The organism is Rhodococcus sp. KRD197 (assembly GCF_017168235.1).
In the GTDB taxonomy this organism is placed as follows: domain Bacteria; phylum Actinomycetota; class Actinomycetes; order Mycobacteriales; family Mycobacteriaceae; genus Rhodococcoides.
Window position 1 is genome coordinate 203,687 of sequence record NZ_JABFAO010000001.1, and the last position, 14,721, is coordinate 218,407.

Below are 14,721 nucleotides of genomic sequence, written 5' to 3' on the forward strand. Positions count from 1 at the left end.
CACTCTGACGCTTCGATGTGGCGCACGACAAGACAATCTGCTGGGAACCGCCCGTCCGCGGGTCCGAACTACCCGATCGGATAGGACGGGGTACTGGCCGGACCACTCCCAGGACCTGACCGCATCACCGAGACTGCGCGGACGCCCCCCGGGCCAGGATCCTCTCCGCCTGCCGGAGCACCGGCGCGTCGACCATCTTGCCCTCGAATTCGAATACTCCCCTGTTCGAGGACACCGCGCCCAGCACCCTGCGCGCCCACGCGAGGTCCTCCTCCGACGGGGCGTAGGCCTCACGGATCACCGGCACCTGACGCGGATGGATGGCCACCTTGCCGTCGAAACCCACTGCGACGGCGTCGTCGGTTTCGCTACGCAATCGGTCGACGTTCTCGATGTCGAGTACCACCGAGTCGAGTGCGAGCAGGCCCCTCGCCTTGGTCGCCAACAGCGTCGATGTCCGTACATGACGAGCAACATCGCGGTAGCTGCCGTCGGAGAACCTGCTGGAGTTGCCGCCCAGGGCAGCCACCAGATCCTCGGCACCCCACATCGCACCGATCACGTTCTCCGCCGAGGCGATCTCGTTCACCATCACCGCACCCAGCGGGGACTCGATCAGTGCCACAACCTCGTAGCTTTCGAGTGCCCGCACCTGCTCGGCGCTCTCGGTCTTCGCCAGCATCACCCGGCGGTAGTCGGTCCGCGTCAGAACCTCCAGATCGGCCCCGAAATCACCCGTCCCGTGGGCGTTCACCCTGATCACGGTGCGATCGGGATCGAGCGAGGACGCAGCCAGCGCCTCGCGTGCTGCAGGTTTGTCCGCTGCGGCAACCGCGTCCTCGAGGTCGATGATCACCACGTCGGCGGCAGCTGCCGCCTTGCCGTACCGCTCGGGCCGATCAGCCGGACAGAACAACCACGCCGGTCCGGCGGGTTCCCACGTCACGACGCGCCCTCCTCGGCAGGTCGCATCTGGACCAGGGTCTTGCGCGTTGCGAGTGCGACGATGTCGCCGTGCTGATTGCGGCCCGTGTGCGTGAACGTCACGACGCCTTCACCGGGCCGGCTCTTCGATTCACGTTTGTCCGAGATCAGCGTCTCGGCGTACAGCGTGTCCCCGTGGAAGAGCGGCTTGGGAAACGACACTTCCGAGAAGCCGAGGTTCGCCACGATGGTGCCCTGCGTCAACTGCCCGACCGACAGCCCGACGAGGGTCGAGAGAGTGAACATCGAATTGACCAATCGCTCACCGAATGTCGTGGTCGAGCTGTAGGCGGCGTCGAGGTGCAGCGCCTGAGTGTTCATCGTCTGGGTGGTGAACAGCGTGTTGTCGGCCTCGGTCACCGTCCGACCCGGCCGATGCTCGTAGACAGCGCCGACCTCCATCTCCTCGAACCACAACCCGCGCTGCCGAATACGAGTCACAGCCCCAACCCCCGTGCGATGAGCATCAGCTGAACCTCGGTGGTGCCCTCGCCGATCTCGAGGATCTTGCTGTCGCGGTAGTGCCGAGCGACGGTGTACTCGTTCATGAAGCCGTAGCCGCCGTGGATCTGCGTGGCGTCGCGGGCATTGTCCATCGCCGCTTCGGAGCCGACGAGTTTGGCGATGGAGGCTTCCTTCTTGAAGTTCTTGCCGGACAGCATCAGTGCGGCGGCGTCGTAGTAGGCCGCGCGCGCGGCATGTGCGCGGGCTTCCATGCGCGCGATCTTGAAGGAGATCGCCTGGTTTCGGCCGATGGGCGTGCCGAACGCTTCACGCTCGCGGGCATATTTGATGCTTTCGTCCACACATCCCTGCGCGACGCCCACCGACAGGGCGGCGATCGCGATGCGTCCCTCGTCGAGGATGTGCAGGAAGTTCGCGTACCCACGGCCCTCGTCGCCGAGGAGATTCTCCTGCGGGACCCGAACGTCGGTGAAGCTCAGCGGATGCGTGTCCGAGGCGTTCCAGCCGACCTTGTCGTAGGCTGGCCCGGCCACGAAACCGGGTGTGTCCGCGGGCACCAGGATCGAGGAGATGTGCTTCTTGCCGGTCGCCTCGTCGACTCCGGTGACGGCGGTGACCGTCACCAGGGAGGTGATATCGGTGCCGGAGTTGGTGATGAACTGTTTGCTGCCGTTGATGATCCAGTCGTCGCCGTCCCGCTTGGCGGTGGTCTTGGTGCCTCCCGCGTCGCTGCCAGCACCGGGCTCGGTCAGCCCGAACGCCGCGAGGTTCTTTCCGCTCGCGAGCTGCGGCAGCCACGCCTGCTTCTGCTTTTCGGTGCCGAAGCGGTACACCGGCATCGCGCCGAGTGAGACGCCCGCTTCCAGTGTGATGGCGACGCTCTGGTCGACCTTGCCGAGTTCCTCGAGCGCGAGGCAGAGCGCGAAGTAGTCCCCGCCCATGCCGCCGTATTCCTCGGGGAACGGCAGCCCGAACAGTCCCATATCGGCCATTCCGGCGACGACCTCGTACGGAAACGAATGTTCGGCATCGTGTTTGGCCGATACCGGGGCCACCACGGTGCGGGCGAAGTCCGCGACAGTCTTCCGCAGCTGTTCGTACTCGTCCGGGAGCATTCCGGTGGAGAGATAAGAGTTCATGATGTGTCCTTAGGATTCGATGCGGTGGATGACTCGTGCGAGCAGTTGGTCGACGCGAACTTGGTCCCCGACGCCGACGAGCAGTTCGACGGTGCCGTCGGTGGGCGCGGTCAACGCGTGTTCCATCTTCATGGCCTCGACGACGACCACTGTCGCGCCGGCCTGTATGTCGTCACCATCGGCGAGCCCGACGGCGATGACCGATCCTGGCATCGGGCTGGTGATCTCGGCGTTCCCGCTATGGGCGTCGTCCTCGCGGACAGCGGCCTCCGCGACCACCCGCACCGACCAGGTTCCCGCCGATCCCGACAGCCACAGCGCGTCGCCTCCGCGCGCGAGAGCGAAGGTGGTTCGGCGGCCGCCGAGTACCACCGTCACCTCACCCGCCGCAGTGGATGCCGTGAGCGTGCGTGGCTCACCGTCGTCGACCACCACGGTCGCTGCTCCCGGAGTGCCCGTGATCTTCACGTGGGCGTCGCCGCCGCTGAACGCAAGCCGGAAGACCGTCGGCGCGTGCGCGCCGATCCGCCATCCGCTCGGTATCGACCACGGATCGGCGTCGCCGCTCGGCCACCCGGACACCCACAGCTGAGCGGCCGCGGCGATGACGTACTCCTCGGGCACCGCGGCGGGGACGAAGTCCGCGACTCGTCGATCCAGCAACCCGGTATCGAGTCGCCCTGCCTCGACATCGGTGTCCGCGAGCAGGAATCGAAGGAACTCGATGTTGGTGACGACGCCGTGGACGGCCGTGTCGGAGAGTGCACGGTCGAGCGCGCGCAACGCGGCGGGGCGGCTGTCGGCGTACGCGATCACCTTCGAGAGCATCGGGTCGTAGTCACTGCCGACAACGGTGCCGACGGACAGCCCGGAGTCGACGCGGATGCCGTCACCTGTTGGTTCACGCAGCCCCACCACGTCGCCACCCGTAGGCAGGAATCCGCGACCGGGATCCTCGGCGTAGACGCGGGCCTCGATGGCGTGGCCGGTGAGGACGATGTCGTTCTGCGCGAGGGTCAGCTTCTCCCCCGCGGCGACCCTGACCTGCCATTCGACGAGGTCGATTCCGGTCACCATCTCGGTGACGGGGTGCTCGACCTGCAGGCGGGTGTTCATCTCCATGAAGAAGAACTCGTCGGGACGGTCTGCGGAGACGATGAACTCCACCGTCCCGGCCCCCGAGTAGTCGACACTGCGCGCGGTATTGCAGGCGGCCTCGCCGATGCGCGCCCGAGCCTCGGCGTCGAGAAGCGGCGACGGCGCCTCCTCGATCACCTTCTGGTGGCGCCGCTGCAGGCTGCATTCGCGCTCACCGAGGTGCACGACGTTGCCGTGCTCGTCCGCGAGGACCTGGACCTCGATGTGGCGGGGTCGCAACACGAACCGCTCGAGGAAGAGCGTGTCGTCGCCGAAGGAGGACGACGCCTCGCGGCGGGCACTCGCGAGCGCCGCGGCGAGGGCCTCGTGTTTTTCGACCAGCCGCATACCCTTCCCGCCGCCTCCGGCCGAGGGTTTCACCAGAATGGGGTAGCCGATATCGCCGGCCGCGTCGATCAGATCGGCGTCGGTGAGTCCGGGGCGGGCGATGCCGGGGACGATGGGGACACCGAAGGCCGAGACCGCGTTCTTGGCGGTGATCTTGTCTCCCATCACCTCGATGGCGCGGGCGGACGGGCCGAGGAATGCGATACCCGCGGCGTGGCAGGCAGCCGCGAAACCGGCGTTCTCGGAAAGGAATCCGTAGCCGGGATGGATGGCCTGTGCGCCGGTTTCCACGGCAGCGGCGATCACCTTGTCGATGACGAGGTAGCTTTCCCGCGCCGACGCCGGCCCGAGCCGTACCGCGGTGTCCGCCTCACGTACGTGCCGGGCGTCGGCATCGGCATCACTGTAGACTGCCACGGATCGAATTCCCATGCGCCGCAGCGTGCGCATGACGCGTACCGCGATCTCACCACGATTGGCGACGAGGACGGTGTCGAAATTGCTTCTCACTTCACTCACATCCTGAAAACGCCGTAGGAGACCGGCTCGAGAGGTGCATTCGCACACACCGAGAGTGCCAGTCCGAGAACTTCTCTGGTATCGACGGGATCGATGATGCCGTCGTCCCACAGTCGAGCCGTCGAATAGTAAGGGTTGCCCTGCGATTCGTACTGCTCGCGGATCGGCTCCTTGAACTTCTCCTGGTCCTGCTCGGACCAGGGCTTTCCAGCAGCGTCGAGTTGGTCGCTGCGCACGGTGGCCAGCACCGACGCCGCCTGTTCACCGCCCATGACGGAGATCCGCGCATTGGGCCACATGAACAGAAAGCGCGGTGAGTAGGCGCGGCCGCACATCGAGTAGTTCCCCGCACCGTAGGAGCCGCCGATGACGACGGTCAGCTTGGGCACGCGCGCACACGCGACGGCCATCACCATTTTCGCGCCGTGCTTGGCGATGCCGCCTGCCTCGTAGTCGCGGCCGACCATGAAGCCGGAGATGTTCTGCAGGAACAACAGTGGGATACTGCGCTTGTCGCAGAGCTCGATGAAGTGCGCGCCCTTCATCGCCGACTCGCCGAAAAGGACGCCGTTGTTGGCGACGATGCCCACGGGGTGCCCGTGCAGATGCGCGAAGCCGGTGACGAGCGTCTTGCCGTATTCGGCCTTGAACTCGTCGAACTCGCCGGCGTCGACGATCCGCGTGATCACCTCTCGCACGTCGTATGGCGTCCGGGGATCGGTGGGAACGACGTCGTAGAGCTCGCTTTGATCCGCGATCGCCGGGCGCGTTGGGACTGTGCCCCAGGGACGTTCGGAACGCGGCCCGAGTGTCGAGACGATCGCGCGCACGCGCCGCAGCGCATCACGGTCGTCGTCGGCGAGGTGATCGGTGACGCCGGAGACCTTCGAATGCAGATCTCCGCCGCCGAGTTCCTCTGCGGTGACGACCTCCCCGGTGGCTGCTTTCACCAGCGGCGGCCCGCCGAGAAAGATGGTGCCCTGGTTTCTGACGATCACCGCCTCGTCGCTCATCGCCGGAACGTAGGCGCCGCCCGCGGTGCAGGACCCCATCACGGCCGAGATCTGCGCGATCCCTCGGGCACTCAGATTTGCCTGGTTGTAGAAGATTCGGCCGAAGTGATCTCGGTCGGGAAACACCTCGTCCTGCCGCGGGAGGAACGCGCCGCCGGAGTCGACCAGGTAGACGCACGGCAACCGATTCTGCGAGGCGATCTCCTGGGCCCGCAGGTGCTTCTTCACCGTCATCGGGTAGTAGGTGCCACCTTTGACGGTGGCGTCGTTGGCGACGACGACGCACTCTCGCCCCGATACACGACCGACACCCGCGATCATGCCTGCACCCGGTGATTCACCGTCGTACATGCCGTGAGCTGCGAGGGCAGCGATTTCGAGGAAGGGGCTGCCGGGGTCGAGCAACTCGTTCACGCGCTCGCGTGGGAGGAGTTTGCCTCGGTCGATATGACGCTGCCGTGATGTCTCGCTGCCACCGAGGGCGGCCCTCGCGAGTTCGTTCGCGAGTTCGGTGGCCAGCTTCTCGTGCTGTGCGCGGTGCCCGGCCGAGTCGATTGCCATGGGTCGTGCCCTCGTTTCGTTGGTCGGCGGGTCAGTTTCAGTTAATCTTGACTAACCGTATGAATAGTAAACTACGATTAACCGAGTTGTCGAGGACTTCATCGAAAGCGAGCACGAGATGACCGTCGATACCCGCGCCCCCACCAGCCGGGAAGTGAAAAAAGCCGAACGCCGAGCCGAGCTTCTCGCTGCCGCAGCCACGCTGTTCGCCGACCGCGGCTTCGCCGGCGTGCGGCTCGAAGACCTGGGCGCAGCGGTGGGCATCAGCGGACCCGCGGTCTACCGGCACTTCCCCAACAAGGAAGCGGTGTTGGTCGAACTGCTCGTCGACATTTCCGAGTACCTGCTCACCGGCGGGCAGCGGGTGGCGTCAACCGAGAAGACGCCCGCCGAGGTGCTGGGCGATCTCATCGACTTCCACCTCGACTTCGCGCTCACCTCGCCCGCACTGATCGAGATCCAGGACCGAGACCTGCAATCGCTTCCCGCCGCCGCGCACCGCAAAGTGCGCCGAATGCAGCGCGAGTACGTCGAGATCTGGGTGTCCGTGCTGCGCGGCCTCGATCCCACCCTAGAGGAATCGGACGCGCGCACCACCGCGCACGCTGCCTTCGGGCTGATGAACTCGACTCCGTTCAGCGCGAACCGCACGGTGTCCAAGCGGTCACGAATCCTACTGCGTGCCATGGCAACCGGAGCCCTCGGCATTGACGCCACCGGGAGCGTCAGTGGCCCGCGTATACCTTGATCAGCACGATGATCGCGGCCACGGCCGCTGTCCCGAACCCGGCGACCACAACGCGGAAGGTGAGCGGACGCCCCCGGAGTCGCTCCGCGACGAGCGGCAGCGTCGCGATACGAAATACCCCCACACCACCGGCGATCAACTGCGCCCAGGAAGTGGGCAGAATCCACAGCCAGGCGAGCGCCAGAATGATCGCCGGCACCGTGCCCGAGGACGCGATCGGCACGGCGTCGCGAACTTCCGCGAGGACGGACTGCTTCTTCTCTTCCTCCGTCTCGCCGTGCACCGCCTCCGGGAAGCTGCTACGGGCGACGATTTCGGCGAACACGTGCGCGACGAACGTCGTCGACGCCGTCGCGAGTACAAGCACGAAAGCGCGGCCGCTTTCGATCGATTCGGGTGAAGCAGCGACGACGGCCGTCAAGACGAGGATGTTGCCGTAGATGTACGCAGCGAGCCTCGCCGCCGCACGATCCGGGGGGAGCGGGCCGCCGGGGCGAGTGGCCAGACGCTTGTAGATCGCAGTGATCCGGGAAGTCACACTCATCCGGGCAAGCATATTGCGCACCCTTCGTCAGCGCACCACGCGGCGTAGTTCGGCCCGCGCGTTTGCATAGATCTCGCCGAAATCGGCGTCCTCGCCCGCATCGACGCGGGTGGCCCACTCGTCGAACGCGATCCGCAGTGTCATTCCGGCCGCCTCGACGAGCAACCGGGCGGGCGTAAGGAACTCACGGCCCCCGAGTTTGTCGGCGACCACGTCCGCCAGTCGGCACAGAGTAGTCGCGTCGAGGGCCATCGCCGCCGAGCGCAGGTGTGCGTCGCCCACGATCAGCCGACGTGTGCGCAGGACACGACTCTTGATCCCGTCCGAGGCCTCGACGAGGCGAGCCGCGGCGCGGGCGTAGATCGCCTCCATGCCGGCCAGGTCGACCTCGGGCGGCGCAACGGCCTCGAGCCACGCGTCGATCTCCGCGTCGATCTCGAGGTCGACAGCGAGGATCGACTCCTCCTTCGTCTTGAAATGCCGAAAGAAGGTGCTCGCGGAAACTCCCGCCGCTTTCGCGATCTCGTCGACGGTGGTAGCAGCGACACCGCGCTGCTCGAACAGATCGAGCGCAGCGAGGGATATCTCGTGGCGGGTCTCGCGGCGCCGACGCTCTCGAAGGTCCGGCACGTTCGGGTCCATCACGACCACTCCTTTTCGTTGGCGCCAACTTACCAGCGGAAATCATGTTGACAGTCACTGTCAATTGAACTCAAACTATCAACACCCACTTCGCCCGCAGTTTCCAGAAGGATCATCGACAGACATGCAGACAGACGCGATCGACTCATCGAAGAGCCAGACCGGCACCTCGGAGCTACCACCCGGCGCCGGCCTGCTCATCGGCATCCTCGTGGTGTCCTCCTTCGTGATGATCCTCAACGAGACGATCATGAGCGTCGCGCTGCCGCGCCTGATGACCGACCTCTCCATCACCGCGACCACCGCACAGTGGTTGACCACCGGATTCATGCTCACCATGGCCGTCGTCATCCCCACCACCGGCTTCCTGTTCCAGCGGTTCACGCTGCGTCAGGTATTCGTGGCATCGATGTCGCTCTTCACCGTGGGAACGTTGTTCGCCGCGACCGCACCGGGGTTCGAACTGCTCCTGACCGGGCGCATCGTCCAAGCCAGCGGCACCGCCCTGATGCTGCCGCTGCTGATGAACACCGTGCTCAATCTGGTGCCAGCCCACCGCCGCGGCCGCATGATGGGCGTGATCTCCATCGTCATCGCCGTCGCACCCGCGATAGGCCCCACGATCTCCGGCATCATCCTGCAGGCACTGGATTGGCGCTGGATGTTCTGGCTGGTTCTACCGATCGCGCTGGTCGCGTTCGCCGTCGGATTCCGCTTGGTCAAGAACGTGACACCCACCAGCAAGCCCTCGTTCGACGCCGCGTCGGTCGTGCTCTCGGCCCTCGCCTTCGGCGGTCTCGTCTACGGCCTGAGCAGCATCGGGCATTCGGCGGAGGGCTCCTCGGTTCCGGTATGGATCCCGCTCGTCGTGGGCGCCGTCGCGCTCGCTGTGTTCGTGCAAAGGCAGATTGCGCGCCAGGACTCCGACCGCGCCCTGCTGAACCTGCGCCCGTTCTCGACGCCGACGTTCAGCATCGGACTCGGCATGCTCACGATTTCCATGATGGCCCTGTTCGGGGCGCTTATCCTGCTGCCGCTCTACCTCCAGAACATCCGCGGCCTCGACACTCTGACGACCGGTCTGCTGCTGCTTCCCGGCGGGCTGGCGATGGGCGTGCTCGCGCCGTTCGTCGGTCGGGTGTTCGACCGCGTCGGACCGCGACCTCTCGTCATCCCCGGCTCGATCGTCGTCAGCCTCGCGCTGTGGCTGATGACGCTGCTCGACGCCGATTCCGCGCTCCCGATGGTCGTCGCCATCCACTGCATCCTCATGATCGGGCTCGCGACGATCATGACGCCGCTGATGACCTCGTCCCTCGGGTCGCTGCCGCCGCAGTACTACTCCCACGGCAGCGCAATCTTCAGCACCATTCAGCAGCTGGCCGGTGCGGCTGGCACGGCCCTGTTCGTCACCGTCATGTCGACGACGGCCACCTCACGGATCGCCTCGGGAGTCGGGGACGTCGCTGCGAACCAGGACGGAATCCACACTGCCTTCCTATGCGGTGGCGTCGTCTCGCTCATCGCGGTCGCAGCGTCCTTCTTCATTCGCAAGCCAACATCGCAGCCGGGTTGAAATCGTGGGCGAACGGTTATCCGCCCCCGATGACGACAAATGAGCAGGACAAGAACGACAACAGCGACGACTATGACGAGCCGAAGGCCGGTCACCCCGGCCCCACCGACACCGGCAAGGACGGCGGAATGGCGACGCGTGAGCTGGCCCCCGAGCTCACCGAGGACTGACTGCAGCACGATCCGCACTTCGAAGTCCGAGGACCATTGTCGATGACAATTGTCAGCGTGGTCCGGTATGTCCTTTATCCACCGGCAGTTAGGCGAACCCTGTGTCCACCCGCGAATTAGTGGAATCGATCTACGAGCAGGTCCGCACACGGAATGCCGGTGAACCCGAGTTCCACCAGGCGACCGCCGAAGTCTTCGATTCGCTGCACGTCGTGCTCGATCGCCATCCCCACTACGCCGACGCCGGACTCATCGAGCGCCTGTGCGAGCCGGAGCGTCAGATCATCTTTCGGGTGCCGTGGACCGACGACAGCGGCGCCGTGCACGTCAACCGTGGCTTCCGGGTGCAGTACAACAGCGTCCTCGGCCCCTACAAGGGTGGCTTGCGGTTTCATCCCAGCGTCAACCTGGGAATCGTGAAGTTCCTCGGATTCGAGCAGATCTTCAAGAATGCGCTGACGGGTCTGCCGATCGGCGGCGGCAAGGGCGGCTCGGACTTCGACCCCAAGGGACGGTCGGAGGCCGAGGTCATGCGCTTCTGCCAGTCGTTCATGACCGAACTGCACAGCCACATCGGAGAACACACGGACGTTCCGGCAGGCGATATCGGCGTCGGCGCGCGTGAGATCGGTTTTCTCTTCGGCCAGTACAAGCGGCTGACGAACCGCTACGAGTCCGGGGTACTCACCGGCAAGGGCACCGGATGGGGCGGGTCGCAGGTGCGGCGCGAAGCGACCGGCTACGGCGCGGCATATTTCGTCAACTACATGCTGGAGACCCACAACCGATCACTGGACGGCACACGGGTGGTCGTGTCCGGGTCCGGCAACGTCGCGATCTACGCAATCGAAAAGATCCAGCAGCTCGGCGGCCACGTCGTCGCTTGTTCGGACTCGTCCGGATACATCGTCGACCCCAAGGGCATCGACCTCGAGGTCCTCGAGGACATCAAGCAGGTGCGACGCGGCCGCATCAGCGAGTACGTCGACGCCCACTCGCATGCGAGCTTCACCGCGAACGGGTCGATATGGGACGTACCGTGCGACGTTGCCCTACCGTCGGCGACCGAAAACGAACTCGACGACAAGGCCGCAACCGCGCTCGTGAAGAACGGCGTCAGCGTAGTCGCCGAGGGCGCGAACATGCCGACGACACCGGCCGCGGTCAAGGTGCTTCGAGACGCCGGCGTCGCCTTCGCGCCGGGCAAGGCGGCCAACGCCGGCGGTGTGGCGACATCGGCACTCGAGATGCAGCAGAACGCATCCCGCGATTCCTGGGCCTTCCAGTACACCGACGACCGGCTCGCCGACATCATGGGCAAGATCCACAGCCGTGCCGTGGAGACGGCCGAGGAGTTCGGGATGCCCGGAGACTACGTGCACGGCGCGAATATCTCCGGCTTCATCACCGTCGCCGGCGCAATGATCGCGCAAGGCGTCATCTAGGACACACGAAATACCTGCACGGGTTGGAGCTTCCGTGCAGGTATTTGCATGTCGTACGTGTCAGGCTGCGCTGACGGAAACGCGGGAGAGCAAACAGATCAGGTGGACTGCGCCTCGATGGTCCGGGTTCCCTTGTCATCGGCGCGGGCGATATCGACTCGGCGCGGCTTCGCACGCTCAGCAAGTGGGATGGTGACCGACAGGACGCCGTTGTCGTAGGAGGCCGAGATGCGGTCGGGGTCGACTCCTTCCCCGAGAGACAGCTGACGCCGGTAGGTTCCCGCGAACCGCTCGGACGAGAGCCATTGCACCCCTTCGCTACCCGGGGCCGTGCGATGCGCGGTGATGGTCAGCGTCCCGCGATCGACGTCGACATCGATCGAACCCGGGTCGACACCCGGCAGATCGGCACTGAGAACATAGTGATCATCGACCTTGTAGAGATCCATCGGCATGAACCGTGGGGCACGGTCCGAACCTGACGACGCACCGAGCATGTTCGCGGTGAGTGAATCGAGGTCACGGAACGGATCGAAGCGAAGCACAGCAACCACCTCCTGCAACCGATGCACCCGCCCCTGTGGCGGATCGCTCTTCACTGTGCGAGTCATAAATTAGCACTCGCACCCACCGAGTGCCAAGAGTTCTTCGGCAGAAATTTTCGGCCAATGATGATGTGCGGCAGGGTTGCCCGTCCAGCCCTTCGGGACCGACTGCACGGAAAACACGTGCCGGATCAGGCTTTCGCGGTGATCGCCGAGGTAGCCGCGTCGATGCGCAGCCGGCATTTGTCCGCATCGACCGAGTCCACCTCTGCCGACCCGTACGCGTTGCGCAAAGCCGCCAGCTGCTTCACCACGGCTCCGCGAACCTCCTGGTGAACGGTCGCCAAGCCGATCCGCTCGCCCAGTTCGACCGCGGCGATCACGGCCAGCGGGTTGCCGAGCCCGTACTGACGAATTGCGTCGAAGACTTGGTCGACCAGTTCCGAGACGCTCGCACGCGAGATCGTCAACCGATAGTTCCCGTCGCCATCGTTGCGGCCGAGCAGAGGCCTGGGACGGGTGCTCAGCGGCACCAGGCCGACGGCAAGTTCGGCGAGTGCGTTGCGGGCTGTGTACGGGTCGTTGGTGCTCGGCGACATCGCCCGCACTGCCATCTCGGTGAGCTGCTGAACCGCGAACTCGATATCCTGCGTCGGTGTGCGGGTATTGCCCAGAACCACGGCGCCGCGAATTTCTTTCGCGATCTCGTCGCCGGTATTGCCGCTGACTGCGGCTATGCATTCTCCTTCGATCACATGACTTCCGGCACGAACACGCAGTTCGACGACGCTGTCCGCTTTGCATGCGGCCACGACCAACGCCTGTTCGTCGATTCTGACGACGAAGCCCGAAGCCTCGGAGTCCACATCGACGGCGGTACCGGGCAACGCACGCGCCTCGGTGGCGGCGTCGGGCGAGTCCTTCGGGTACATGGCGTCGATGACCGCCACGAGCTCTCCGCGCACCCGCGCCGACAGCGTCGAAACCTGGATGGAGTCGGCGATGTGATGGATGAAGTAGACGAGAACCGCCACGTCGATGACAGCGAGGAGTACGGCCACGTTGACCGCGATGTCGGGGACGAAGCTCACCCCATCGCCCGATTCGGAACGAATGGAGCGCAGAACCATCAAGCTGTACAGGAAGGTGGCCCCGAAGATGCCCAGGACGAACTGATTGCCTCTGTCGGACATGAAGTTCCGAACCAGTCGCGGACCGTATGTCGAGCTCGCCGTGGCCAACACCGCAATCGTGATCGAGAACGAAGTCGCCGCCACCGCCAGCATCGATCCGCCGATGGCGCCGAGAATGTCGCGACTGCCGCTCGCACCGACCCGGTACAGCAGAAAGCCCCACCCGCCGAGCTGCTTGTCGTCGATGAAGCGGTCGAGATAGATCAACGACTGGGCCAGCACGAGCGCGGCGATTCCCAGCAGCGCGGGCAGGAACCAGAACGACTCACGGGCGCGCAGGATCTGTGTTCGAAATGCCGTCATAGGTTGTCCGTCGAGTCGTAGTTCGTCAGTCGGCACACATTTTCGCAGCCCAGCCGACGATATCCGACTGCGCTGCGGCCGAGCGGCAAACTCGCAGCTTCAGGTCTTGCCGATGACCGCAACGATCAGCGTCGCGAGTTCATCCTTCGCTTGGTCGGCCGAGAGCGCTCCCGATACCGCCGCCTGCGAAAGCGCCTCCGCAGCACCGAAAATTGCCGTCATCGATGGCTGCGTCAACCGGTCTGCACTGCAGACAGGCGCGAGGATCGTCCGACATCGGTCGGAGTAGGCCTGCTCGGACTCACGTTTGACTTGCTCGAGCTCCGGCGAACCTTCCAGCGCGGCCAGCACCCCCGTGAGTTCACGCCCCTGAGCCAACGAACACCCCACGTACGAGTTTGCGATGGCATTCGCTCGCCCGACCAAGGACTCCTCAGCGGCTTCGAGGTACTCCTCGAGCATTGCCGTTTGGCGATCGTCGAACTCCCGAAAAAGCGAGGCCAGAAGGTCGGCGCGCGAGGCGAAGTGGCTGTACACCACCGGCTTCGCGACACCGGCACGTTCCGCAAGCCGACCCAGCGTCAGAGCATCCGCGCCCTCCTCTCGCACCAGACCCCAGGACACGTCGATCAGTTGCTCGTATCTGTCGGCGCGGGACAGTCTCGTCCGAACCATCGGACACCTCCTTGCGCTATGTACTAAAAGTAACCTACTCTTGGTATATATCCGTTGGCCAACAGAAGGACCTTCCATGACCAGCCTCGTCGTAGTGTCCCACCCCGACCCCAACTCCTTGACCCACCACGTTGCCCGAGCCACTTCCGATGCGATCCACGCCGCAGGCGGCATCGTCGAAATCGCCGACCTCGCTGCCGAGAACTTCGATCCGCGGTTCACCGAGGCCGATCTGGCACTCTTCAAAGGCAAGGCCGATGCCCCCGCAGATGTACTGGCCGAGCAGGAACGAATCGATCGCGCAGACCACCTGATTCTCGTGTTCCCGATGTACTGGTGGTCGATGCCCGCACTGCTCAAAGGCTGGATCGACCGCGTCTTCGTTGCCGGCTGGGCCTACGAATTCACCTCGGGAAGCGCATTCGAGAAGAAACTGGACCGCCTCACCGTCCACCTGATCCCGGTGGCAGGTGACGACGCAGAGAGCTTCGAACGCCACGGTGTCTACGAGGCTTTCCGGACACAGATCGAACGCGGAATCGTCGAATACTGCGGTGCCACGGTCGGATCGACCACCTTCGTGCACGAATCGGATACCAAGTCTCGCGGCGCCCTCGCCGCAGAAGTCCGCGACCTCAGCGAGAACATCGCCGCGCGCGTCGCCGGTCTCGAACGCGTCGGTACGGCTGCCTACTCGTAGTTGCGAGAGAAGTC

At 65.0% G+C, this 14,721-nt stretch carries 15 protein-coding genes; 5 read left to right on the top strand and 10 right to left on the bottom strand.

Annotation, left to right across the window (positions count from 1 at the left end):
• Positions 1-124 precede the first annotated feature (124 nt).
• Genes J1M86_RS00945 through J1M86_RS00965 form a run of 5 tightly spaced genes read right to left on the bottom strand, consistent with a single transcriptional unit; the run spans position 125 to position 6,166 of the window.
• On the bottom strand, positions 125-946 hold the full coding sequence (locus J1M86_RS00945; protein ID WP_206508402.1) for a CoA ester lyase: 822 nt from the start codon (positions 944-946) through the stop codon (positions 125-127).
• The gene (locus J1M86_RS00950; RefSeq protein ID WP_331284339.1) at positions 943-1,425 is read right to left on the bottom strand and encodes a MaoC family dehydratase; all 483 of its coding nucleotides are present in this window, start codon (positions 1,423-1,425) and stop codon (positions 943-945) included. Before J1M86_RS00950 ends, J1M86_RS00945 begins: the two co-directional genes overlap by 4 nt.
• On the bottom strand, positions 1,422-2,588 hold the full coding sequence (locus tag J1M86_RS00955) for an acyl-CoA dehydrogenase family protein (RefSeq protein ID WP_206508408.1): 1,167 nt from the start codon (positions 2,586-2,588) through the stop codon (positions 1,422-1,424). The genes J1M86_RS00950 and J1M86_RS00955 overlap by 4 nt, the downstream gene beginning before the upstream one ends.
• A gap of 9 nt (positions 2,589-2,597) precedes the next feature.
• A complete protein-coding gene (locus J1M86_RS00960; RefSeq protein ID WP_206508410.1) occupies positions 2,598-4,592 on the bottom strand; it encodes a biotin carboxylase N-terminal domain-containing protein in 1,995 nt (664 codons plus the stop codon).
• On the bottom strand, positions 4,589-6,166 hold the full coding sequence (locus J1M86_RS00965) for a carboxyl transferase domain-containing protein (protein WP_206508411.1): 1,578 nt from the start codon (positions 6,164-6,166) through the stop codon (positions 4,589-4,591). Before J1M86_RS00965 ends, J1M86_RS00960 begins: the two co-directional genes overlap by 4 nt.
• Positions 6,167-6,284: 118 nt before the next feature.
• Here J1M86_RS00965 and J1M86_RS00970 point away from each other — a divergent pair, with 118 nt between their 5' ends.
• Complete coding sequence (locus J1M86_RS00970) at positions 6,285-6,914, top strand: TetR/AcrR family transcriptional regulator (RefSeq protein ID WP_206508412.1); 630 nt, start codon at positions 6,285-6,287, stop codon at positions 6,912-6,914.
• Here J1M86_RS00970 and J1M86_RS00975 read toward each other — a convergent pair.
• Entirely contained in the window at positions 6,892-7,458 is a 567-nt protein-coding gene (locus J1M86_RS00975; protein WP_241259391.1) for a hypothetical protein, read from the bottom strand. The genes J1M86_RS00970 and J1M86_RS00975 overlap by 23 nt on opposite strands.
• A gap of 27 nt (positions 7,459-7,485) precedes the next feature.
• The gene (locus tag J1M86_RS00980; RefSeq protein ID WP_241259392.1) at positions 7,486-8,100 is read right to left on the bottom strand and encodes a TetR/AcrR family transcriptional regulator; all 615 of its coding nucleotides are present in this window, start codon (positions 8,098-8,100) and stop codon (positions 7,486-7,488) included.
• Between the two features lie 124 nt (positions 8,101-8,224).
• Here J1M86_RS00980 and J1M86_RS00985 point away from each other — a divergent pair, with 124 nt between their 5' ends.
• The 3 genes from J1M86_RS00985 to gdhA all read left to right on the top strand — a co-directional run bounded on the left by J1M86_RS00985 (position 8,225) and on the right by gdhA (position 11,291).
• Positions 8,225-9,676 carry an MDR family MFS transporter gene (locus J1M86_RS00985; protein ID WP_206508415.1) on the top strand — a complete coding sequence of 484 codons (1,452 nt, stop codon included), beginning with the start codon at positions 8,225-8,227 and terminating at the stop codon, positions 9,674-9,676.
• 29 nt (positions 9,677-9,705) lie between these two features.
• Positions 9,706-9,846 (top strand): hypothetical protein, encoded by a 141-nt coding sequence (locus tag J1M86_RS00990; protein ID WP_206508417.1) that lies wholly within the window; start codon positions 9,706-9,708, stop codon positions 9,844-9,846.
• A 101-nt stretch (positions 9,847-9,947) separates the two neighbouring features.
• Positions 9,948-11,291, top strand: coding sequence for an NADP-specific glutamate dehydrogenase (gene gdhA, locus J1M86_RS00995; protein WP_206508419.1), 1,344 nt, complete (start codon positions 9,948-9,950; stop codon positions 11,289-11,291).
• Positions 11,292-11,389: 98 nt separating this feature from the next.
• On the opposite strand, the gene J1M86_RS01000 is transcribed toward gdhA, so the two are convergent.
• From J1M86_RS01000 to J1M86_RS01010, 3 genes are all read right to left on the bottom strand, one after another.
• Positions 11,390-11,836, bottom strand: coding sequence for an Hsp20/alpha crystallin family protein (locus tag J1M86_RS01000; protein WP_206508647.1), 447 nt, complete (start codon positions 11,834-11,836; stop codon positions 11,390-11,392).
• A gap of 191 nt (positions 11,837-12,027) precedes the next feature.
• Positions 12,028-13,332 (bottom strand): DUF2254 domain-containing protein, encoded by a 1,305-nt coding sequence (locus J1M86_RS01005; protein ID WP_206508421.1) that lies wholly within the window; start codon positions 13,330-13,332, stop codon positions 12,028-12,030.
• A 99-nt stretch (positions 13,333-13,431) separates the two neighbouring features.
• Positions 13,432-14,007 carry a TetR/AcrR family transcriptional regulator gene (locus J1M86_RS01010; RefSeq protein ID WP_206508425.1) on the bottom strand — a complete coding sequence of 192 codons (576 nt, stop codon included), beginning with the start codon at positions 14,005-14,007 and terminating at the stop codon, positions 13,432-13,434.
• Positions 14,008-14,083: 76 nt separating this feature from the next.
• Between J1M86_RS01010 and J1M86_RS01015 the strand changes: the two genes are divergently transcribed.
• The gene (locus J1M86_RS01015; protein ID WP_206508427.1) at positions 14,084-14,707 is read left to right on the top strand and encodes an NAD(P)H-dependent oxidoreductase; all 624 of its coding nucleotides are present in this window, start codon (positions 14,084-14,086) and stop codon (positions 14,705-14,707) included.
• The last annotated feature ends 14 nt before the right edge of the window (positions 14,708-14,721 follow it).